Here is a 19,538-nt window from a genome sequence, read left to right on the forward strand (position 1 = left end):
TCTGCGGCAACCGCGACGCCAAACCCCTTGCCGCAGGCGACGCCCGGATGGTAGCGCTATCGCAGATAGCAGCACGAGCTGCACCATCAGGACGAGAGGATAGGCTGTTGCGTCTTTCGCTGAAATTTTCGACGGCTGCGGCCGCCATTGCGCTGCTTGCCGGCTGCTCGGGCGGCAACACGGCAAAGAACGAGACCGCGGCGAACGCCGCCGCCCCGGCCAATGCGTCGGACGAGGCGCGCAGCCCGGACGGCAAGCGCTATCTCGCCCAGCCGCTGGTGAAGGACCTCTATTTCGCCGACCCGTCCGCGCACGTCTTCAACGGCAAGATCTATATCTATCCCAGCCATGACGTCGACATGGGCATCCCCGACGACGATCTCGGCAGCCAGTACGCGATGCACGACTATCAGGTGCTGAGCATGGATCGCCCGGGCGGCCCGGTGACGGTGAATCCGGTCGCGCTCGACCTCAAGCAGGTCCCATGGGCCTCCGAAAAGGCCTGGGCGCCCGACGCGGCGTTCAAGAACGGCACCTATTATCTCTATTTCCCCGCCAAGGATAAGCAGGGCGTGTTCCGCATCGGCGTCGCCACGTCCAAGTCGCCGGTCGGCCCGTTCAAGGCCGAGCCGCAGCCGATCCAGGGCAGCTATTCGATGGACCCGGCCGTCTTCACCGACGACGACGGCCAGAGCTATCTCTATCTCGGCGGCATCTGGGGCGGCCAGCTCCAGCGCTGGGCGACGGGCAAGTACGATCCCAAGGCCGGCGACACCGACCTCAAGAAGGACGACCAGCCCGCGCTTTCCGGCAAGGTCGCCCGCCTCGCGCCCGACATGAAGAGCCTCGCCGAGCCGCTCCGCGACGCGGTGATCCTCGACGAGAAGGGCAAGCCCGTGCTCGGCGGCGACCATGACCGCCGCTTCTTCGAGGCCGCCTGGATGTTCAAGCGCGGCGGCAAATATTACTATATGTACTCGACCGGGGACACGCACTTCCTCGCCTACGCTGTGGGCACGAGCCCCTATGGCCCGTTCAAGTATACCGGCCGCATCCTCGAGCCGGTGCAGGGCTGGACCAGCCATGGCTCGGTGTTCGAGTTCCAGGGCAAATGGTATCTGGCGTACCACGACACCCAGCTGACCAATAAGAACCACCTCCGCTCGGCCAAGATCACCGAGCTGACCTTCCGCCCGGACGGCACGATCGAGACGCTGAAGCCGTTCAACGACTGAGGCGAGGCGCGCTGCCGGTTCTTCCGGGGACCGGCAGCGGCCGACGTCCGCTTATGAAGAATGCGTTGCTGATTTATTGAGAGGAGCAACGCCTTGCGCGCGATAGTAGCCAATAGACAGCGGCTCCGGCGGAAGTTGGTGCGAAGCAGCTAGGCAGATCTCGCCCAATTCCACTGGTTCAGCATCACAATCATGGAATCCGAAACGGCGGAGCATAGAGCCCGTAGAGACGATGAAGAAGATGTTCACGCAGCGACATGTCCCAACTGCGCGCACGCCGCGGCTTAATCCAGACCACCGCGCCGCGATACGGCACTTCGAAACCGACCTTCAGATAGGCGGCGGCACGATGCCGAGGCGGCGTTGCGACGCACCAGTGCTCCTGTCGATGTCCCATGAGACCAAGGCACGGGCAGCAAGCACGGTCAGCGGCGGGTCGTGAGCTTCCATGTCGTCGCATAATTGAGCAGTAGCGGCAGAGCTGGCGTTGCAATGAACTAGGCCGGCCCGATGTAGCGGAACGTCAGCGGCAGATCTGAGCGATTGGTGACGGTGAAGCGATGCCAGGACTCATGCGCGTCGTTGCCCTCGCTATAGTCGATGCAAACCCGCAACCTCCGTCGCCACTGCGCTGTCAGGAATGTGTAGAATCCCGTGAGGCCGCCGATTAAATCAACCCAGCCGCCCGCCTCCTTAACGGTTGCGGCGATCGTGGCCCAGCTCATCCCCAGAAGTATCCGGCGGCCTGCAGGGCGAAGCCGAGCAGGATGAGGACCAGACCGCCATAGGTGACGCGCAGTGACATACGCGCCGTCTTCTCGTCGCTCTCGACCGTGGCCGCCATCATCCGCGCGACCGTGCCGACATGATCGGCGAGACCGTTGATTCCGTCCTTCACATCATTGAGACTGCGTTCTGCCGCGTCATGGTCGAAGGTCCCGGCGCTGGGAAGGAACTGTCCTTCGTCGCGGTAATACTCCCGGCAATCGCCCGAAACCGACTTTAAGAAGCACTCCATTCCGACCGCGCCATCGACCACCTCATTCAGCGCTGACAGACGGTCCGACGCGTCGATCCGCAATTTCCGTTGGACCCGAACGAGATCGGCGCCGAGCATGGTTACACCAACGAGATCGAGCACTAAGCCGCCCACGCTGAGCGCGATCATTCTGCAGACTTTCCGGCGAACCAACTGATGAGGCGATGTGGGCCTGCTCGCCAGATGGGATTGCCCGACTGAACCTTATCGACCCATATGCGGAACCGCTGATGGATATTCATGAAGCCCCCTTAGAAGGCACAATAGCAGGTCACACTAGGTCTGCTACTGGCCGACACCGGACGAAGCGCATGGCGCCCCTCACCCCCCGAACATCCCCCGCAGCAGCGTTAGCCCCAGCTTGTCGCGCCGCACCAGCGCGGCGTCGATCAGCGCGATCCGCGAGTTGCAGATCGCGAGCTGCGGCCCCTCGCGCTGCAGCGCCTGGTCGAACGCCGCGCGGTCTAGCCGGGCGCGGGCCATCGCATCCTCCAGCAGGGCCGGGGAAATGGTGTAGCGGCCGGTGTCCTTCACATCGTCGGCCGGCGGCATGCCGGTGCGGATCGCGCGGGCGAGCAGGCCGTAGCGCCGGTCGTGCAGATCGCTCGGCCCCGCACCGCTGTTGCCGCCGTCGATAAGGGCCACGCATTCCTCGGGCGCGGCGCGCTCGGCCCAGCGGAGGCGGGCCTCGTAATAGGCCGCATAGTCGAGCACCAGTTTCTCGTCGCCGTCGCGCAGCGCGCGCGTCATCAGCTTCGACAGGATACCGCCGACCCTTTCCACCAGCGTCTCGAACGCCAGATGCGGATCGCTGCCGCGCTGCGCCCGGGCGGTGTTCCATTCCCGCTTCAGCCGTGCGTAGAGCGCCGGATTGGCCGTCTGTAGTTCGACCACGGACAGCTCGCCATTGGTGAACCTGTTGAGCAGTTCCTCCAAGTCGTGATCAACGTCGACCAGATTAGGCATCGGCGGAACCACCGGTGCGTGGGCCGCTGAGCGTACGGCCCTATCTACCAAGTCCTGGTAGCGCTGGCGGCTGTCGTCCTCGCCTTGCCGCAACAGCATCGCGCCGAAGAAGAGCAGCAACGGCAGAAGCGAAGCCAGGCCGCGCAGGTTGAACGCGCGCGTCCGCTCGATCGGCTTGTCCAGTTCATTGTTGCACCGCCCACGATACCATTCGCCGAACGGATAGGCCGCCGCCCGCAGGCGCTGGCTGCGCTCGACCCACCAGTCGTGCGACGCTTCGTCGAGCCCGTTCACGATCGTCGGATGATAGGTCTGGCAATATGCGAGAATGTATTCGACCCGGGGGCCTGCCCTCCAGGCATCGATCCAGCCGCGTACGCCCGTCGGCGGCGGCTGCCGCAGCCGGCGCAGATATTGGTACATGCGACGGTTCTGGAGGCGCAGCTCGACCTCGAAGACCCGATCCCTGGAGCGCTGGAGGATCCAGTTGACCACCGGCGATCGGTGCAGTTCGGCATCGGCGCTGTCCCAGCGAAAATAGGCGATCGCCGGATCGATCAACGGGTCGCTGCGCGGGGTCCCCTGGGCGATGGTATCGGCGAAGAAGCCCTCGACATTGTCGGCATGCGCCAGGTTCTGCATCGCGGGGTCGGCGAGAATGTGCTCGACCAGCGCCGTCATCTCCTCCTGCGATATGCGGCGGCTGCGGTCGAACACCATCGCATGCAGCGCGTGCAGCGCCTCGAAATCGGCCTGCTCGCGCAGGTCCGGCGCAACGTCGGGCGCAGCAACATCGGGCGCCCGCGCCGCGGCGACCGGCTCGGGCGCGGCGGCATCCGCCACCGGCGCAGGGCTGTCGCCCGCGTCCGTGCGGACATCCGCGTCCACGGTCACGACCAAATCGGTTTTGCCTTCCTCGGGGGCTTCCGCCTGCGCCTGCTGCTCCGCCAGGTACATCGCCCAGTCGCGAGCGTGGCGCAGCGCGGCGAAGCCTTCGGGGTCCGTCTCCGGATCCATCGCCTTGAGCAGCCGCGCATAGGCCTTGCGAATCGCCCGGGTATCGTCGGTCGGGTCGATACCCAGCGTTCCCCACGGGCCCATCACAGGTAGCGCTCGCCTTCGATGGCATCCAGCTGCTCGGTCACCATCGCCATCGCCTCGGCGATCGCGCGGGGATCCTGGCTGGCGAGCACGCCTTCGAAATGTGCGAGCAGCTGCCCGGCCAGCGCCCGTCGCTCGCCGACGAAGGATTCGAAGCAGCGCTCGGCGCGGGCGATCAGCGCCTGATTGAGAGCCTGGTCGCGCGGGTGGATCTTGAGCGCGGCCAGCGCGGCGCGGCGTTCCTCCGCCTCGGCCGGATCCAATCCCTCGCCGTCGTTGATGACGACCAGCCGCTTCTCGCCGGTGGCGGGCACGGTCACGTCCACTTCGAGCAGCCCGCTCACGTCGTACGTGAAACGGCAGTCGATCGCGATCTCGCCGGCGGCGCGCGGCGGCACCGCGATCTCGACGCTGCCGAGCTGGATATTCGCCGCGACGGTGCGTGCCTCTCCCTGGTAGATGCCGAACTCCACCTTCTTCTGCTGCGCATGCGCGGTGACGAAGCGGTGGACGCGGCTAGCGGGCAGCACGGTATTGCGCTCGAGGATCGGCTGGAACAACCCGCCATGCGCAGTGCCGCTGGCATCGCGCGCCATCACGTCGACGCCGAGGCTGAACGGGCAGACGTCGGTCAGCCGGATCTCGTCCAGATCCGCCTTGCGCTCGCGTAGGCCGGCCTGCACCGCCGCGCCCAGCGCGATGGCGTGGTCGGGATGGACGGTGGCGTTGGGGAAGCGTGCGAACATCCGCGTCACCGCCTTGCGGACGATCGGCATTCGCGTGGCGCCGCCGACGAGCACGATCTCGCGCAGCGTGTCGGCGCGCAGCTTGCTGTCGCGCATCGCCCGCAGCACCGGTTCACGCAGCCGATCGAGCAGCGGCGCGGCGGCCGCTTCGAACTGCTCGGCGGTGATGGTGGTCGACAGCAGCTCGTCCTGCCAGACGATGTCGAAGGTCGCGGCTTCGGCCTCGCTCAGCGCGCGGCGGGTGCGCTCGGCGGCGGCGCGCGCCTGTTCGCGCAGCTTGGGCTGGCCGGGTCCCAGCGGCAGGCGCAGCCGCTCCTTGGCGATGCCGACGATGACTTCGTTGAAATCCTCGCCGCCCAGCCGGTTGTCGCCGGCCGAGGCACGCACCTCGATCACCCCATCGAAGATCTCGACGATCGAGACGTCGAAGGTGCCGCCGCCCAGATCGAAGACCAGGAAGGGATCGCGGTCCTCGCGGTCGGCGATGCCATAGGCGAGCGCGGCGGCGGTGGGCTCGTTGACCAGCCGCTCGACCTTGAGCCCGGCCAGTTCGCCCGCGCGGCGCGTCGCCTTGCGCTGGCGGTCGCTGAAATAGGCCGGCACGGTGATCACCGCGCTGGTCACTTCCTCGCCGCAATGGCGCTCGGCATCGGCCTTGAGGCTCTTCAGCACCAGCGCCGAGACTTCCTCGGCAGTGAACGACGTGCCGCCGAGCTGGATCGGCTTCTGCGTGCCGATCAGCCGCTTGAACGCGGTGGCGGTGCGATCCGGATGCACCGGCTGGCGATCGCGCGCCGCGCGGCCGACGAGCACCTCGCCGGTGTCGGTCAGGCTCACCGCCGAGGGCGTCAGAAACTCGCCCAGGCTGTTCGGAATCAGCTCGGGCCCGCCATCCCCCCAGCGCGCGATTGCGCTGTTGGTCGTGCCAAGATCGATACCTACAATCACGAAATCCCCCGCGTACGCCCCACGAACGAACATATTCTAGAGCGATTTCCGGGCAAGAACCGAAATCTGGCGCCGCTATCTCGACAAGCAGGTTAACCGCGTCGGCGCCACGCGTGCCCTTCCCCGCGGCGGGCCGACGGCCTCGCCCGCCGTGCCGGAACCTCGATAAATTAACTACGAAATCAGGTACATGGAGCAAATCTCCCTAGCGTACATGCCCGGAAGATGTCCGAAAGCCCCCAGTTACCCGCCGCGCCTATCCCCCGCCGACAGGGCGATGTTCAGGGTCGTTGCCCCCCAAACCAACTGCAAAGGGGTCGCACCTCCCATGAAAATGCTCCATCTGATGCTCGGCGGATCGCTCGCCGTGCTCGCCACGCCCGCCTTCGCCGGCACCGCGCCTGCCAACGCTGACAAGGCCCCGGCCGCCAAGCCCGCCGAACAGCAGGCGCCCGCCGCCGCGCCCAAGAAGGAAAGCTTCTCGACCGGCGTCGCCAAGGCCCGCGACCTGCTCGACAGCGCGATCTCGACCAGCTCGCTCGACGAAGACGATGTGCTCAAGCTCTCCCCGCTCTCGGTCTCCGACCTGCTGCGCGACCTGCCTGGCGTGCGCTCGGATGCCTCGCAGGGCGAGGGCTATGGCAACATCTCGATCCGCGGCCTGCCTATCGCCTCGACCGGCAGCAAGTTCGTCCAGCTGCAGGAAGACGGCCTGCCCGTGCTCGAATTCGGCGACATCGCCTTCGCCAGCGCCGATACGTTCATTCGTTTCGATGCGGCAGTGGGCGAAGTTCAGGCGATCCGCGGCGGCTCCGCCTCCACCTTCGCGTCCAACTCGCCGGGCGGCGTGATCAACTTCCTGTCGAAGACCGGCCTCAACGCCGGCGGCACCGTGCAGACCACGCTGGGCCTCGACAACCGCTCCTACCGGCTCGACTTCGATTATGGCGCGCCCATCTCGGACACGCTGCGCTTCAACGTCGGCGGCTTTTACCGCCGCGGCCAGGGCCCGCGCAGCATCGGCTATGACGGCCAGGACGGCGGCCAGATCAAGGTCAACGTCACCAAGACCTTCACCGGCGGCTATGTCCGCTTCTACGGCAAGTATCTGAACGACCGCACGCCGACCTACGGCTTCGTGCCGATGCAGGTCACCGGCACCGACGCGAACCCGTCCTACGCCAGCATCCCCGGCTTCGACATGAAGCGCGACACGCTGCTCAGCCGCAACTTCAACACCATCGTCGGCCTCGACGAGAAGAACGCGCTGAGCACCCAGAATGTGCGCGACGGCCAGCATCCGATCGTCAAGTCGGCCGGCGTCGAGGCGCAGTTCACCCTGGGCGGCTGGTCGATCACCGATCGCTTCCGCTATTCGGGGATCAGCGGCAGCATCGTCAGCCCCGAATTCATCCAGTACGCGCCGGCCCCGGCGGTGATGGGCCGCGTCGGCGGCTTCGGCGGCACGCTCACCTATGCCACCGGCCCCAATGCCGGCAAGGCGATCGCCAACCCGGCGACGCTCAACGGCAACGGCCTGCTCGCCGCCGCCACCTATGCCAGCAACAAGTTCAACAGCCTGGATGACGTGACCAACGACATCCGCGCGACGCGCTCGTGGAAGCTCGGCGAAGGCGAACTCACTGCCACCGGCGGCTTCTACAAGTCGCGCCAGAATATCGACATGACCTTCCTTTGGAGCTCGGTGATCGAGGACGTGGTCGGCGGCGGCAACGCCGCGCTGATCGACGTGCGGGCAGCCAATGGCCTGCAGATCACCCAGAACGGCTTCTACGGTTATGGCGCAGCGCTGCTCGGCGGCTGCTGCCGGCAGACGACCAACGCCAAGTACGATGTCAACGCGCCCTATGGCTCAGTCAACTACCGGATCGGCAAGCTCGCAATCGGCGGCAGCCTGCGCTACGACATGGGCCGCGCCCAGGGCACCTTCGCCGAAGCCCATGGCTTCTCGTCCTACGACATCAACGGCGACGGCACACTGTCCGATGCCGAGAAGCGCACCTCGCGCCTCAACCTCACCACGCCGGGGCTGATCGACTACAAGTACAATACGCTGTCCTACTCGCTCAGCGCCAACTACCGCGTCGCGCCGACCTTCTCGCTGTTCGGCCGGTTCAGCCGCGGCGGCCGTGCCAATGCCGATCGCATCGTCTCGTCGCGCTATATCGACTTCGCCACCGGCGGCCTGCGCCTGCCCAACGCCGCGGTCGACCACGTCACCCAGGCCGAGGGCGGGTTCAAGTACCGCACCGCCTCGACCATGCTGAACCTCACCGCCTTCTATGCGGAATCGCAGGACACCAACCTCGATCCGCGCAACGGCCAGCCGATCGACCGGCTGTACCGCGCCAAGGGCGTCGAGTTCGAGGGCGGCTACAATCGCGGCATCTTCGGGATCACGGCAGGCGCCACCTACACCAGCGCCAAGATCGCCCGGGACGGCGTGACCCCGAAGCTGGTCGGCAACACCCCGCACAACCAGGCACGGCTGATCTACGAGGTCACCCCGCAGATCAACGTCAACCGCTTCACGCTGGGCGCGGTGTTCATCGGCACCACCGGCAGCTACGCAACCGACGAGAACAGCCTGCGCATCCCGGCGTTCACGACGACCAACGCCTTCGTGCAGGTCCGCCCGACCGACCGGCTGCTGCTCTCGGTCAACGCCAACAACCTGTTCAACACCACCGCGATCACCGGCGTGCTGGACAGCACCATCCCGGCCGGCGGCATTGTCCAGGGCCGCACCCTGGCCGGGCGGACGGTGTTCGCCAGCGCCCGCCTCAACTTCTGAGCGGCGCAACGCCAGACAAGCGGATCGGGTGCACGCCCGATCACAAGGGCCGGGAGCGATCCCGGCCCTTTTTCGTGGCGCACACCCCCGCCTCGCCTCGCTTGCTACAGCTGCAACGCGCGCGAAGTCGCTTTGCAACGCAGCCGGCCCAGTGTGCGCGGCCGGCGCCGCATCCCGCGGCCGCACCTGCATTGGACGTTGCCATGTTTTTCAAGTTCGCGACGAGCACCAACGGATAGCGAGCTATGCGCGCAAGCTGGTGCAAGCCCCGCCGGCCGACAAGGAGCTGAACGGCTCCTGCTGGACCGCTGCCTATGCGGCGATGCGGCGGGCCGGTGCGATCACCCGGGAGCAAGAACAAAAAATGGTCGAGGCCTCTTCGGGCGGCAGTCTCGCCGTCCTCGGCTCCAACCAATTGCGGATCGCCAGCAGGGCCGATTTCTTGGCTATCTCCGCCGGGAAGATCATCGCATTCGTGCGTCCACGCGCGCCGGGCACGCTCCCCAAGCTCTCCCACGTCGCCATATCGATGGGGGCGGGCACCATTGCCGGCACGAACAACGCCATCGTCGGCGGCCCCTACAATTGGGGCATCACCGATCTGAACGCGATTCTGTTCGAGGACGGGCAAGCGCAGATCGCCGACATCGGCGGCCGGAGGGAGGCGTATACGGTGTACCTCATCACGTTCGAGCCGATCAAACACCCGCAGTGCGTCATCATGTGAACGCCGGGTCCACGACGACCGAAGCGCGGAACAAGTCCGCCCGATTGCTTGACGCAGCCGCGCCGACGCCATGCGCGGCGAGCGGAAAGGCACGGCGATCGCGCCCAGCGACCGCCGCCGTGCCGGTACCCGAGGCGTTCGTGCTCCCCGTCGAAGTCGCCCCCAAGATCGAGGTTCCACCCACTATCCCATTGTTCCGAACACCATCAGGGTTGCCCCGCCTTGCTCAGCGCACTGGCCGTGGCCGGCTGCCCGCGCCTGGCACAGGCGAACGGCCTTGGTCGCCGTTCCATCTTCACCTATGTCCGGTAAACGTCAGTCGATGAGGGTGCCCCATGCTCCGAGCATTTCCTCCCCTGCTGTTGTTCGGCGCATGCTGGGCCGCGAGCGGCGAGGGCTCGGCGCGCCGGCCGCCTGTCGCCGGCCTGCCCGACGGGGCCGCTTCAACGCGGGCAACGCCAGCCCCGGCCGCATCATCGATAGCGGGTGTCGCCGATTGCGATGCCGGCGCGCCGGAAAGCCAGTGCCAGATCGTCGGCAAGTGGCGGGTGATCAAGGTGTACAATCCCGGCAACAAGGACCAGATCGAGGACGACATGGGCATGGTCGGATCGAGCTTCACCGTCCTGGGGAACAGCGACGCCTCGGGCGCGATCCGCTGGGACGGGCCCGACAACGGCCAGTTCGATCATAGCGACGTCTGCACCGGCCCCTATCTGAGCCCCGCTGCCACGCCCCGGCCCGACGGCGCGCGGCCGACGCTGGCGGCGGCGTTGAAGGCATGGGGTGTCCCCGGCGACGCGGGCAAGGCCCGCCATCTCGGCTGCGACGAAGGCCATTGGGGGGTGCCGAGCGATTCCAGCGGCAAATGGTTCGGGCTGATACTGCCGATGGGGCGCCGCATGGCGTTCGAATGGTTCGACAAGCGGATGGCGCTCGCCGAACGAATTGGCTGACACGCGGAGGGGCGGAAGCAGGCCTCGCGCACACCTCTAAACGCTCCCCCATCCCCTCCCCGCTTGCCATCCCCGGCCAAGCTTGTAACACCGCGCGCGTCCTTCACCCACGGAGCCGCCCGCCATTCGCCAGATCGCCGCCTTGCCCTATCGTACCCTCGGCACCGGGGCCGATGCGTCCACACAGGTGCTGCTGGTCACTTCGCGGGGGACCGGGCGCTGGGTGATTCCCAAGGGCAATCCCGGCGCGGGGCTCAGCGCGCATGCCGCCGCGGTGCTCGAGGCGGAGGAGGAAGCGGGCGTGCAGGGCGTGATCTGCCCCACCCCGCTCGGCGCCTATCGCTACCGCAAGACGCGCGGCAACGGCGCCTCGGTGATGGCCGATGTCGAGGTGTTTCCCTTCTCGGTCACGCGCGAGCTCGATAGCTGGAAGGAACAGGACCAGCGCCAGCGCCGCTGGTTCGATCTGGCGGATGCCGCCAAGGCCGTCGACGAGCCCGATCTGCGCGAGCTGATCCGCTCGTTCGGGCCCGAGGAATTTCGCGCCGCCACCCGGCGCATGGGGGTGCTCGGCACCGTCGTCCACAAGTCAAAGGTCAATCGCATGTTTGCGTGGTTCCAACGCCTGTTGCCCAAAACGGGCAATTTCTTCGAGATGTTCGAGGCGCATGCCGCCACGGTGGTCGCCGGCGCCGATGCGCTCGCGCGGCTGCTGCAGGACGGCGGGCCCGACCACATCCGCGAAGTGATCGAGCGCGAGCATGACGCCGACGAGATCACCCGCCAGGTGCTCCAGACGGTGCGCGTCACCTTCCTCACGCCGTTCGATCGCGGCGCGATCACCGCGCTGATCGGATCGATGGACGATGCGATCGACGAGATGCAGGCGACGGTGCGCGCGATCGACCTCTACGAGATCCGCCATTTCGAGCCCGAGATGAAGGACATGGCAGGCATCGTCGTCGACGCCGCACGGCTGACCGCGGAGGCGATGCCGCTGCTGCGCGACGTGGCGAAGAACGGCGCCCGGCTGCACGAGCTGACCGAGCGGCTGGTCCGCATGGAAAGCCATGCCGACGACATCCACGCCGCCGGCCTCAAGCGCGCCTACAAGGAGCTGGGCCCGCAGGATCCGCTGAAGTTCGCGGTGATGCGCGAGCTGTACAAGCATCTCGAGCGGATCGTCGACGCGTTCGAGGATGTCGCGAACGAGATCGACGGCCTCGTCATCGATCACGCCTGATCCATCATGCACGAACTTGCCCTGCCGCTACTCATCGGGCTGATCATCGTCGCGCTGGCGTTCGATTTCCTCAACGGCCTGCACGATGCGGCCAATGCGATCGCGACGGTGGTCGCCACGCGGCTGCTCAAGCCGGTCCATGCGGTCGCCTTCGCGGCCTTCTTCAACTTCGCCGCCTATTTCGTCACCATCGCCTTCCCCAGCATGCACAAGGTGGCGGAGACGATCGGCAAGGGGCTGATCGACCAGAATCTGGTGACGCCCGCCGTGGTGTTCGGCGCGCTCGTCGGCGCGATGTTCTGGAACGTCGTTACCTGGATGAAGGGCATTCCCTCCTCGTCGAGCCATGCGCTGGTCGGGGGCATGGTGGGCGCGGGCGTGGCGCATGCCGGGTTCGAGGGCATCCAGTGGACCGGGCTCAACAAGACCCTGCTCGCCATCGTGCTCTCGCCCACGCTGGGCATGATCCTGGCGATGGCGATCATGCTGCTGACCAGCTGGCTGTTCCGCCGGGCCTCGTCGAACAAGGCCGAGCGCAGCTTCCGCGTGCTGCACCTGATTTCCTCGGGCGCATATTCGCTGAGCCACGGCCTCAACGACGCGCAGAAGACGATGGGCATCATCACCGTGCTGCTTTATTCGACCGGCTATCTCCACGGCAATTTCGAGGTGCCGCACTGGGTGGCGATCAGCTGCTATGTCGCGATCGCGCTGGGCACGCTGAGCGGCGGCTGGAAAATCATCGAGACGATGGGCTCGCGGATCACCAAGCTGTCGCAGCACCAGGGATTCAGCGCCTCGATGGGCGGATCGATCATCCTGTTCGGCGCGTCGTGGCTGGGCATCCCGGTATCGACCACCCACACCATCACTGGCGCGATCATCGGCGCAGGCACGGCCAGGCGGGCCTCGGCGGTGCGCTGGGGGGTGGCGAGCAATGTCGTGGTCGCCTGGGTGATCACCATCCCCGCCTCGGCGGCGGTGGGCGCGCTGTTCTACGCGCTGACCCGGCTGTTCTGAGGCGCTGAGGGTTGGAGCTGGTCTTCGCCCTCGCCCTCCTCCTTCTCGCGGCCCTGAGCTGGTTGCTGCTGTTGCGGCGCTGGGAAGCGGCGTTCGGCGCATTGCTGGCGCTGCTCGGCACGCTGCCGCTGCTCTTCCTGCTGCTGGGCGGCAGCTTCCGCTGGAGCGCGGCCCTGCTCTGCGTGCTGAGCGTCACGGCAGGCGGACTGGTGGTGGCGATCGCGTTGCGCGAGGTGCGCTAGCGCGGGCGCAGGATGGCGCCCGCAACCCTATCCTCCGCGTCGTCGCGACGCTTCCCGCCTCGATCGCCGACTGACATGAAGATCGGGCCGCTCTGGCTGAAACTGCAGATCGCCTGCGGCGACGCGCGCGCGCTCGGCCCCGGCAAGGCCGATCTGCTCGACGCGATTGCCGCGCATGGCTCCATATCGGCCGCCGCGCGCGGCATGGGGATGAGCTATCGCCGCGCCTGGCTACTGGTCGACGAGATGAACCGCTGCTTCGATCCGCCGCTGGTCGAGACGCTGCGCGGCGGCGGGCTGGAGCGCGGCGCCCACGTGACCGAAAGGGGGCTGGCGATACTGGAAGCCTTTCGCGAGATGGAACGCGAGGCAGCGGCGATCGCCGAGCGCCCCGCTTATGCCCGTCTCCGCGCGCATCTGCGAACGTCGCCCCGCGCAGCGGACAACCGAGACGCTACATCCTGAACGCATCAATGGGCGCCTTTGGCAGCGCGCGTGAATGTCTGAAAATGGGTGGCAAGCGGACGGTCAGATATTTTCTGAGGTCGGACCTTCAAGTCCTACTGGTTTGGATCCGCGCCTATCCTCAGCCAGCGCGACCGCTGCTATGAAGGGGAACATTAACTTGGCCGCGACTTCATGTGTCGCGGTGAAATACATTACACTGAACACGGGAATTTGAACGCCGAACTCAACGTAGATATCGTTCGCATGCGTCCAGTTTATTCCTAGCCCAAAAAACCCGAATAGTGACCCAACCATCCAAAGAGGCTTGAACTTAAGTCGCTGGGATTTTGAGATGCGAATCAGAGCGAAGATTTCCGTTGCAATGACAGCAGCGCCAAACGCTAGAAAGATTAATTGATATATCACCGTTCGCCCCCCTCTGGCAGCTCAGGGTAAACGATAGAAGCAATCTCCCGCCCAAGCAAATGCACGAAAGTGAGCTACGACAGTAACGGCAGCTTTCGCGATCAGCTAAAAGTGGCAGCTTCGATCCGAGCCTGCGCCGAATGTCCACTACTGGGGTGGGAGCCGCCCTGGCGGAAAATGGTGGAAGGGAGTCATTTCCCCCAGCTCATTACCGCAATCGCCGCTCCAAGCGCCGCCAACAGAATCCAGAACCAAGTGACCACCCAGAAGCAGCCCGGCGCCGTGGCGCGGCTCGTGTCGTACTCTGGCTCGAAGGTGCCGCTAACCCAGAACATATTGCCGGAGAAAACGCCCGCCAGCAGCACGATCGAAGAGAAAGAGGTCAACACCAATCCAACGATGACGGAAACGTTCATGCTGCATCATCACCATTCGACTGACCGTCCGCAACTGGGGCGGGAGCGGACCGGCTGCTTTTTCCTCCAAAGCGGACCGGCAGCTCCTAGCGCGGGCGCGGCGCTGAGCGGCTGAAAATGGTGGGAAGCTGCCGTTAGAGGATCACGCCTTGGCGATATGCCAGCTTTGCACTTCCATGCGCCTTCGCACCGCGTTTCGTAATTTCAAGGCCAATCTGCCCTCGGTCGATGCGGGTCAGCAGCACTCCTAGGCAGTCATACTTCCTCATGTCCAAGCCGGCGTCAGTTTCGACGTGAAGCTCCAGACGGTCTGGGTCAGGACCGAAGTTGCGAACAACGGCATCGCGTCCATAGAACCGCTCTACCGTTTCCTTGATGAACTCGCGCTCGCCTTCCCGGAGGGGAGCAGGTGTTCTTGGCGGGGCAGGCGGTGACGCTACGGGCATACGGTTGGATAGCCCAAACGCGAACGGCTGGAAATGGGGCGCTTTCGGTCATTCGGCGCGATCGGCGTCGGAATGGCTGAGTGTGGTGGATTGTGGACATCGGTCTCGCGAGTCAGAATGGCTTATGCCAACCTACATCCCTATCGAGACGGGCATTCCTCTACGAGCGGTAGCCAGCGACCTGCTTGCGTTCGTCTGGAAGACAGACGGGATTGCGGCGGACTTCAAGCTGCCAAATGATCCAGCGCATGTACTGCGTGTAAGCTTCGATCGTCCGTGCATCGTTCGACTATCAGACGAAATGGCGATTAGCACTGAGGAAGAAGACACACCGATTGACGGCTTGATCCCTAACCACTTCGCTTACCGCCTGGAGGGCGCTCGCTTTAGCCGATTTCAGTCGGAAACGTGGAAGGACATTTTCGGACCTGCAACTCACTACCAATTCGTGACCGGGTGGGGCTGCATGGATGTATTAAGTGGTGGCTCACCGTCGTTCTCGATTGTTGCACAAGGCTCTTAGCGTCCGCTCCTGGGCGGGAGCCGCCAATCGGACCTCGCCTTTTAGTTTCACTCATCGCCCAACTCCGCGCTGCTGTTGTTCCCAGCCTCATACGGCACCGCCAGCGCTTCGTTGTACATCTCGCGGCGGACGTCATCGATGTGCATCTTGTGCGCGCAGCCGTTCAGCACCTGGGTGCCGATCCGCACCTCAGCCGCCAGCGCCGCACCCTCGGCACAAGCCGAGGGGCGGAGGGTGATCGTCACCGGCACACCGTCGGGCGTCTGGGTGGGATAGGTCGCCACCCCCTGCGCCAGTCGCGGCGAGACCGGGTAGAAGGGCATCTGCTTGGCACCCTCCTGCTGGAACTGGATGCGGCCGGGGGCGAGGTCGAGCGCCCAGTCGCGGCCCTCCAGCGGACGGATCTGCAGCGGAGTCGACAGGTCGACGCCGCCCAGCATCGGGCCGGGCTGCACCGCGGCATTGGCGGGGTCCTCGGCGGCATTCTCGGTCGGGGTACCGCCACAGGCTGCGAGCAGCGCCAGCGGCATCAGGGTCCAGCCCCGCGTCCAGCAGATCCTCGGCTTCATGTGCATCCTCTCCCTCGGTCCTTCTCCCTGCGCAGCCGCGCACGGCGGGTCAAGCACGGTAAACGTCCCCTTTCCGTTACCCTCTGCAACCTCCACGACTGTCCAGCATGTCCGATCACGCGCAACAATGCGTCTGTTTCGTTGCGGCGCACCATTTCGTGTGACTCTGTTACCGGTTTTTGCTTGACGATGATTACCACCTAAGGAAAAGCACCCTACGCTATGAAAAACCCCTCCCCGATCGCACTCTCCGCCGCGGCACTGCTTTCGCTCGCCGCTTGCAACAACAAGCCCGAAGTGGTCGACAGCCGCGCGCCGGACCCCATGGCTTCGCAGCTTGCGAACGCCGCGCCGGTCGAAACGCCGCCGACGATCGAAAGCTCGGTGAGCTTCCGCTGCCAGCCGGGCAACACCCTGCTGTTCGTGGACTTCTTCAAGGAAGGCAAGATGGCCTCGCTGCGCGAGAAGAAGGATTCGATGAAGTCGGTCCTGCTGCACGCGCCGGAAGCCGGCAAGCCCTTCACCGCGGACGGCGGCTACAAGATCGACGGCAACGCCAAGGCGGCCAAGATCACCCTCGCCGACGGCTCGACCCACAGCTGCAAGGCGTAAGCCTGCACCTCCTCCCCAAAACAAAGCCCGGCGGCTATTTCCGCCGGGCTTTTTTCATGCCAGCTAGAGGGCGGAGGTGATTGGGGTGGCGACGATCGCGGTGTACAGCCTGAAGGGCGGCGTCGGGAAGACGACGCTGACGGTAAACCTGGCCTGGGCGTCCGCCGTGCGCTCATCCCGCCGCACGCTGCTCTGGGACCTCGATCCGCAGGCCGCCGCGACCTTCCTGCTCGGCGGCGACGCGGCCGGGCGGCATCAGGCACAGGCGATCTTCTCCAAGGACGTCGCCGCCGCCAAGCTGCTCCGCGCAACCGCGATCGACCGGCTGGCGCTGCTGCCCGCCGATACCTCGCTGCGCCAGCTCGACCATCTGTTCCACGCGCTCGACAAGAAGAAGCGGCTGCGCAAGCTGCTCGACGAGCTGACCCAGGATTTCGATCGTATCCTGCTCGATTGCCCGCCCGGCCTCACCGAAACCAGCGAGCAGGTGATGCGCGCCGCCGATCTGATCGTGGTGCCGGTGGTCCCGTCCCCGCTCTCGCAGCGCGCCTTCGAGGAGGTTGCGGCGCACCTCGCCCAGCGCGGCGCCAAGGTGCCGCTGATGCCGGTGCATGCGATGGTCGATCGCCGCCGCAAGCTCCATGCCGAGGCGCTGGAGCGCCAGCCCGACTGGCCGGTGATCCCGATGGCAAGCGTGATCGAGTCGGTCGCGGTGCAGCGGGCGCCCGTCGGCGCCTTCGCACCGCGCAGCGCCGCCGCGCGTGCGTTCACCGACGTCTGGCAGGCGATCGAACGTGCCCTGGCGGAGCGCGTTCACTGATGGTGTCGCACCGCCGCACGCCGCCCAAGGACCTCGACCCCACGCTGGTGCTGCGCGCCTATGCCATGGGCGTTTTTCCGATGGCCGATGCTCGCGATGCCGGATCGGTCTATTGGGTGGAGCCCAAGCTGCGCGGCGTGCTGCCGCTCGACGGCTTCCACCTCTCGCGCTCGCTGCGCAAGGTGGTGCTGTCGGATCGCTTCACGGTGACGGTCGACCGCGATTTCGCCGGCATGATCCGCCTCTGCGCCGAAAGCGCGCAGGATCGGCCCGAGACCTGGATCAACGGCGCGATCGAGCGCGCTTTCATCGAGCTTCACCGGCTCGGCTATGCCCATTCGATCGAGTGCTGGGAGGGCGATAGGCTCGCCGGCGGGCTCTACGGCCTGGCGCTGGGCCGCGCCTTCTTCGGGGAGTCGATGGTCACCCGGGTGCGCGATGCCTCCAAGGTGGCACTGACCCATCTCGTCGCACGGCTACAGGCCGGCGGGTTCCGCCTGCTCGACTGCCAGTTCATCACCGATCACCTCGCCTCACTCGGCGCGATCGAGATCCCCCGTGACGATTATGTGGCGTTGCTGGGCGCCGCGCTCGGCGATTCGACCGGCGCGGTGTCGTTGCCACCCTCGGCCGCCGGCGACCTCTTCGCGCTCGACGCGCCGGGCGACGAGGCCGGCACCGTGTCCGGCCCGCTGTCGCGGAAGGTCATCGCGCAGCTCTTGGGCCAGACGTCGTAGATCGCGTTCTGGACCACGTTGAGCGCCGGCTGTTCCTTGTAGAGCCAGCCGGAGAAGACGCGGTGCCAGCGCTGGTCCTCGCGGTGCACGTCCATCTGCACGAAGGCGCCGGTCAGCCGGTCCTGCTCCCAGGGGGCGGTGCGCTCGCAGGCGCGCAGGCGAACGGTCACCTGCCCGTCGATGCGCGCGGCCTGGCCGGGCTTCAGCGTGATCTCGCGCTCGACGCCGTTGCGCTTGTTGAGCACGCCCAGCACCGCGACGCGCTCGCGCATCGGCGTTGCCGCGGCCTCGACGACGGCATTGTCGGGCCCGGTGGATATGGTATCGACGCCCTGCGCGTCGCCGCCGCCGGTGATCACCAGCTCGTCGCCGGCATTGTCGCCGCCGGCAGCGCCGTTGCCGCTTCCGCTACCCGAACATCCGGCCAGCGCGAGCGCGAGCAGCGCCGCCGCAGCCTTCATGCGTCGGGGGTCCAGGCCTCGTAATCGCCGGTGGCCTTGGCGCGATGCGCACCCTTTTCGAGCGCGCCCGGCGGACGATAGGCGAGTTCGGTGCCGGTGAGATTCGGCTCGGCGGGCTTTTCCCACGCACGGACGGGCGGCAGCGATTCGTCGGGCGTCCCGTCGATCTGGTGCGACAGCCAGCTGAACCATTCCGGCGGAATGCGGCTGGCGTCGTTGGATCCCTTGTAGATCACCCAGCGGCGCGTGATGCCGTTGGGATCCAGCCCGCCCTCGAAATAGAGGTTACCGAGCGAATCCTCGCCGACGCGCTTCTTGCCGCGCAGTCCCATGCGAGTGCCGAACGTGGCGCCGTTCCACCAGGTGAAGATCGGAAAAGGAAGTCCCATGGCTCTGCCCGATACCGCCAAGCGCAGCGCTCGGCAACTCCCCTCAGCTGATCAGAGCGGTCTTTCGACCGCGACGGCCAGCGGCCCCTTCTCGCCCTCGACGATGCGGGCGCGCAGCGGCTGGCCGGGTTCGACTTCCTCGACCCCGGCACGGCGCAGCGTTTCCATATGGACGAAGATGTCAGCGGTATCGCTCGTGCGGACGAGGAAGCCATAGCCCTTCAGCCGGTTGAACCACTTCACCGATACCGGCTCGAACGGACCCGCATCGCCGATCAGCTTCAGCCGCTCCACCCGCTCGGTGGGGCGCTTGACCGGCTCGATCGCGGTGCTCAGGTCGATCGATAGGACCGATTTGGCCTGCAGCCCCCGCTGCCGCTGCACCGCCACGCACTCGATCCGCGCGCCTTCCGGCACACTGCGCCGGCCATGGTCCTGAAGGACCGAAAAATGGATCAAGATGTCGCCGACGCTGGGATCGTCTGCCACCAGAAAACCGAAGCCGCGCGTCACATCAAACCATTTGATGACGCCGCGATAGACCCGCTCGTCCACCTCGGAATCGCCCCCGAACCGAAGCTCCCCTTCGGATGTCTCCGGATAGTGTTCAGACGCCAGCTGTTGTTCAGCACGCATTATCGTTACCCCCACGCC

General features: G+C 66.0%; 20 protein-coding genes and 1 pseudogene. 12 read left to right on the plus strand and 9 right to left on the minus strand.

Annotation, left to right across the window (positions count from 1 at the left end):
* Positions 1 to 107: 107 nt before the first annotated feature.
* Complete coding sequence (locus ABIC35_RS00870) at positions 108 to 1,235, plus strand: glycoside hydrolase family 43 protein (RefSeq protein WP_121078322.1); 1,128 nt, start codon at positions 108 to 110, stop codon at positions 1,233 to 1,235.
* A 497-nt stretch (positions 1,236 to 1,732) separates the two neighbouring features.
* On the opposite strand, the gene ABIC35_RS00875 is transcribed toward ABIC35_RS00870, so the two are convergent.
* From ABIC35_RS00875 to ABIC35_RS00890, 4 genes are all read right to left on the minus strand, one after another.
* On the minus strand, positions 1,733 to 1,960 hold the full coding sequence (locus ABIC35_RS00875) for a hypothetical protein (protein WP_121078324.1): 228 nt from the start codon (positions 1,958 to 1,960) through the stop codon (positions 1,733 to 1,735).
* Complete coding sequence (locus tag ABIC35_RS00880) at positions 1,957 to 2,403, minus strand: hypothetical protein (protein ID WP_121078326.1); 447 nt, start codon at positions 2,401 to 2,403, stop codon at positions 1,957 to 1,959. Before ABIC35_RS00880 ends, ABIC35_RS00875 begins: the two co-directional genes overlap by 4 nt.
* A gap of 192 nt (positions 2,404 to 2,595) precedes the next feature.
* Positions 2,596 to 4,341 (minus strand): hypothetical protein, encoded by a 1,746-nt coding sequence (locus ABIC35_RS00885; RefSeq protein WP_121078329.1) that lies wholly within the window; start codon positions 4,339 to 4,341, stop codon positions 2,596 to 2,598.
* Positions 4,341 to 6,035, minus strand: a complete 1,695-nt coding sequence (locus ABIC35_RS00890; RefSeq protein WP_121079543.1) for an Hsp70 family protein — start codon at positions 6,033 to 6,035, stop codon at positions 4,341 to 4,343. Before ABIC35_RS00890 ends, ABIC35_RS00885 begins: the two co-directional genes overlap by 1 nt.
* A 328-nt stretch (positions 6,036 to 6,363) precedes the next feature.
* Here ABIC35_RS00890 and ABIC35_RS00895 point away from each other — a divergent pair, with 328 nt between their 5' ends.
* The 7 genes from ABIC35_RS00895 to ABIC35_RS00925 all read left to right on the plus strand — a co-directional run bounded on the left by ABIC35_RS00895 (position 6,364) and on the right by ABIC35_RS00925 (position 13,503).
* Positions 6,364 to 8,850, plus strand: coding sequence for a TonB-dependent receptor domain-containing protein (locus tag ABIC35_RS00895; RefSeq protein ID WP_354278165.1), 2,487 nt, complete (start codon positions 6,364 to 6,366; stop codon positions 8,848 to 8,850).
* A gap of 151 nt (positions 8,851 to 9,001) precedes the next feature.
* Positions 9,002 to 9,577 carry a hypothetical protein gene (locus ABIC35_RS00900; RefSeq protein WP_183049431.1) on the plus strand — a complete coding sequence of 192 codons (576 nt, stop codon included), beginning with the start codon at positions 9,002 to 9,004 and terminating at the stop codon, positions 9,575 to 9,577.
* A 335-nt stretch (positions 9,578 to 9,912) separates the two neighbouring features.
* Positions 9,913 to 10,533: a hypothetical protein gene (locus ABIC35_RS00905; RefSeq protein ID WP_147425901.1), complete on the plus strand. Its 621-nt coding sequence runs from the start codon at positions 9,913 to 9,915 to the stop codon at positions 10,531 to 10,533.
* A 142-nt stretch (positions 10,534 to 10,675) separates the two neighbouring features.
* Positions 10,676 to 11,776, plus strand: a complete 1,101-nt coding sequence (locus ABIC35_RS00910) for a DUF47 family protein (protein ID WP_183049432.1) — start codon at positions 10,676 to 10,678, stop codon at positions 11,774 to 11,776.
* Positions 11,777 to 11,782: 6 nt separating this feature from the next.
* A complete protein-coding gene (locus ABIC35_RS00915) occupies positions 11,783 to 12,796 on the plus strand; it encodes an inorganic phosphate transporter (RefSeq protein WP_121078334.1) in 1,014 nt (337 codons plus the stop codon).
* A gap of 11 nt (positions 12,797 to 12,807) precedes the next feature.
* Positions 12,808 to 13,038, plus strand: coding sequence for a hypothetical protein (locus ABIC35_RS00920; protein ID WP_121078336.1), 231 nt, complete (start codon positions 12,808 to 12,810; stop codon positions 13,036 to 13,038).
* A gap of 75 nt (positions 13,039 to 13,113) precedes the next feature.
* Positions 13,114 to 13,503, plus strand: a complete 390-nt coding sequence (locus tag ABIC35_RS00925; protein ID WP_121078338.1) for a winged helix-turn-helix domain-containing protein — start codon at positions 13,114 to 13,116, stop codon at positions 13,501 to 13,503.
* 599 nt (positions 13,504 to 14,102) lie between these two features.
* Here the strand turns inward: ABIC35_RS00925 and ABIC35_RS00930 are convergent.
* Positions 14,103 to 14,327, minus strand: coding sequence for a hypothetical protein (locus tag ABIC35_RS00930; RefSeq protein WP_121078339.1), 225 nt, complete (start codon positions 14,325 to 14,327; stop codon positions 14,103 to 14,105).
* Between the two features lie 570 nt (positions 14,328 to 14,897).
* Here ABIC35_RS00930 and ABIC35_RS00935 point away from each other — a divergent pair.
* Entirely contained in the window at positions 14,898 to 15,296 is a 399-nt protein-coding gene (locus ABIC35_RS00935; protein ID WP_183049433.1) for a hypothetical protein, read from the plus strand.
* A 47-nt stretch (positions 15,297 to 15,343) separates the two neighbouring features.
* On the opposite strand, the gene ABIC35_RS00940 is transcribed toward ABIC35_RS00935, so the two are convergent.
* Complete coding sequence (locus ABIC35_RS00940; protein WP_121078341.1) at positions 15,344 to 15,865, minus strand: hypothetical protein; 522 nt, start codon at positions 15,863 to 15,865, stop codon at positions 15,344 to 15,346.
* A gap of 222 nt (positions 15,866 to 16,087) precedes the next feature.
* Between ABIC35_RS00940 and ABIC35_RS00945 the strand changes: the two genes are divergently transcribed.
* From ABIC35_RS00945 to aat, 3 genes are all read left to right on the plus strand, one after another.
* The gene (locus tag ABIC35_RS00945) at positions 16,088 to 16,477 is read left to right on the plus strand and encodes a hypothetical protein (RefSeq protein ID WP_121078344.1); all 390 of its coding nucleotides are present in this window, start codon (positions 16,088 to 16,090) and stop codon (positions 16,475 to 16,477) included.
* 85 nt (positions 16,478 to 16,562) lie between these two features.
* On the plus strand, positions 16,563 to 17,297 hold the full coding sequence (locus ABIC35_RS00950; RefSeq protein WP_121078346.1) for a ParA family protein: 735 nt from the start codon (positions 16,563 to 16,565) through the stop codon (positions 17,295 to 17,297).
* Entirely contained in the window at positions 17,297 to 18,034 is a 738-nt protein-coding gene (aat, locus tag ABIC35_RS00955) for a leucyl/phenylalanyl-tRNA--protein transferase (protein WP_121078348.1), read from the plus strand. Before ABIC35_RS00950 ends, aat begins: the two co-directional genes overlap by 1 nt.
* A 35-nt stretch (positions 18,035 to 18,069) precedes the next feature.
* On the opposite strand, the pseudogene ABIC35_RS00960 reads toward aat, so the two are convergent.
* The 3 genes and pseudogenes from ABIC35_RS00960 to ABIC35_RS00970 all read right to left on the minus strand — a co-directional run.
* Positions 18,070 to 18,495 (minus strand): annotated as a pseudogene (locus ABIC35_RS00960) (DUF2155 domain-containing protein); the annotation flags it as partial.
* The gene (locus tag ABIC35_RS00965) at positions 18,492 to 18,884 is read right to left on the minus strand and encodes an NADH:ubiquinone oxidoreductase subunit NDUFA12 (RefSeq protein ID WP_121078350.1); all 393 of its coding nucleotides are present in this window, start codon (positions 18,882 to 18,884) and stop codon (positions 18,492 to 18,494) included. The pseudogene ABIC35_RS00960 and the gene ABIC35_RS00965, both read right to left, overlap by 4 nt.
* Positions 18,885 to 18,935: 51 nt before the next feature.
* Positions 18,936 to 19,520, minus strand: coding sequence for a cold-shock protein (locus ABIC35_RS00970; protein WP_121078352.1), 585 nt, complete (start codon positions 19,518 to 19,520; stop codon positions 18,936 to 18,938).
* Between the last annotated feature and the right edge of the window lie 18 nt (positions 19,521 to 19,538).

The sequence above is a fragment of the Sphingomonas trueperi genome (assembly GCF_040545965.1).
Taxonomy (GTDB): Bacteria; Pseudomonadota; Alphaproteobacteria; order Sphingomonadales; family Sphingomonadaceae; genus Sphingomonas; species Sphingomonas trueperi_C.

What these genes read in the sequence shown, in the direction of transcription:
- ABIC35_RS00925 (WP_121078338.1), top strand. Translation starts at nt 13,114, where the DNA reads ATGAAGATCGGGCCGCTCTGGCTGAAACTGCAGATCGCCTGCGGCGAC.
- ABIC35_RS00965 (WP_121078350.1), bottom strand. Translation starts at nt 18,884, where the DNA reads ATGGGACTTCCTTTTCCGATCTTCACCTGGTGGAACGGCGCCACGTTC.
- ABIC35_RS00875 (WP_121078324.1), bottom strand. Translation starts at nt 1,960, where the DNA reads ATGAGCTGGGCCACGATCGCCGCAACCGTTAAGGAGGCGGGCGGCTGG.
- ABIC35_RS00885 (WP_121078329.1), bottom strand. Translation starts at nt 4,341, where the DNA reads ATGGGCCCGTGGGGAACGCTGGGTATCGACCCGACCGACGATACCCGG.
- ABIC35_RS00905 (WP_147425901.1), top strand. Translation starts at nt 9,913, where the DNA reads ATGCTCCGAGCATTTCCTCCCCTGCTGTTGTTCGGCGCATGCTGGGCC.
- aat (WP_121078348.1), top strand. Translation starts at nt 17,297, where the DNA reads ATGGTGTCGCACCGCCGCACGCCGCCCAAGGACCTCGACCCCACGCTG.
- ABIC35_RS00945 (WP_121078344.1), top strand. Translation starts at nt 16,088, where the DNA reads ATGAAAAACCCCTCCCCGATCGCACTCTCCGCCGCGGCACTGCTTTCG.
- ABIC35_RS00970 (WP_121078352.1), bottom strand. Translation starts at nt 19,520, where the DNA reads ATGCGTGCTGAACAACAGCTGGCGTCTGAACACTATCCGGAGACATCC.
- ABIC35_RS00930 (WP_121078339.1), bottom strand. Translation starts at nt 14,327, where the DNA reads ATGAACGTTTCCGTCATCGTTGGATTGGTGTTGACCTCTTTCTCTTCG.
- ABIC35_RS00940 (WP_121078341.1), bottom strand. Translation starts at nt 15,865, where the DNA reads ATGAAGCCGAGGATCTGCTGGACGCGGGGCTGGACCCTGATGCCGCTG.
- ABIC35_RS00880 (WP_121078326.1), bottom strand. Translation starts at nt 2,403, where the DNA reads ATGATCGCGCTCAGCGTGGGCGGCTTAGTGCTCGATCTCGTTGGTGTA.
- ABIC35_RS00935 (WP_183049433.1), top strand. Translation starts at nt 14,898, where the DNA reads ATGCCAACCTACATCCCTATCGAGACGGGCATTCCTCTACGAGCGGTA.
- ABIC35_RS00915 (WP_121078334.1), top strand. Translation starts at nt 11,783, where the DNA reads ATGCACGAACTTGCCCTGCCGCTACTCATCGGGCTGATCATCGTCGCG.
- ABIC35_RS00895 (WP_354278165.1), top strand. Translation starts at nt 6,364, where the DNA reads ATGAAAATGCTCCATCTGATGCTCGGCGGATCGCTCGCCGTGCTCGCC.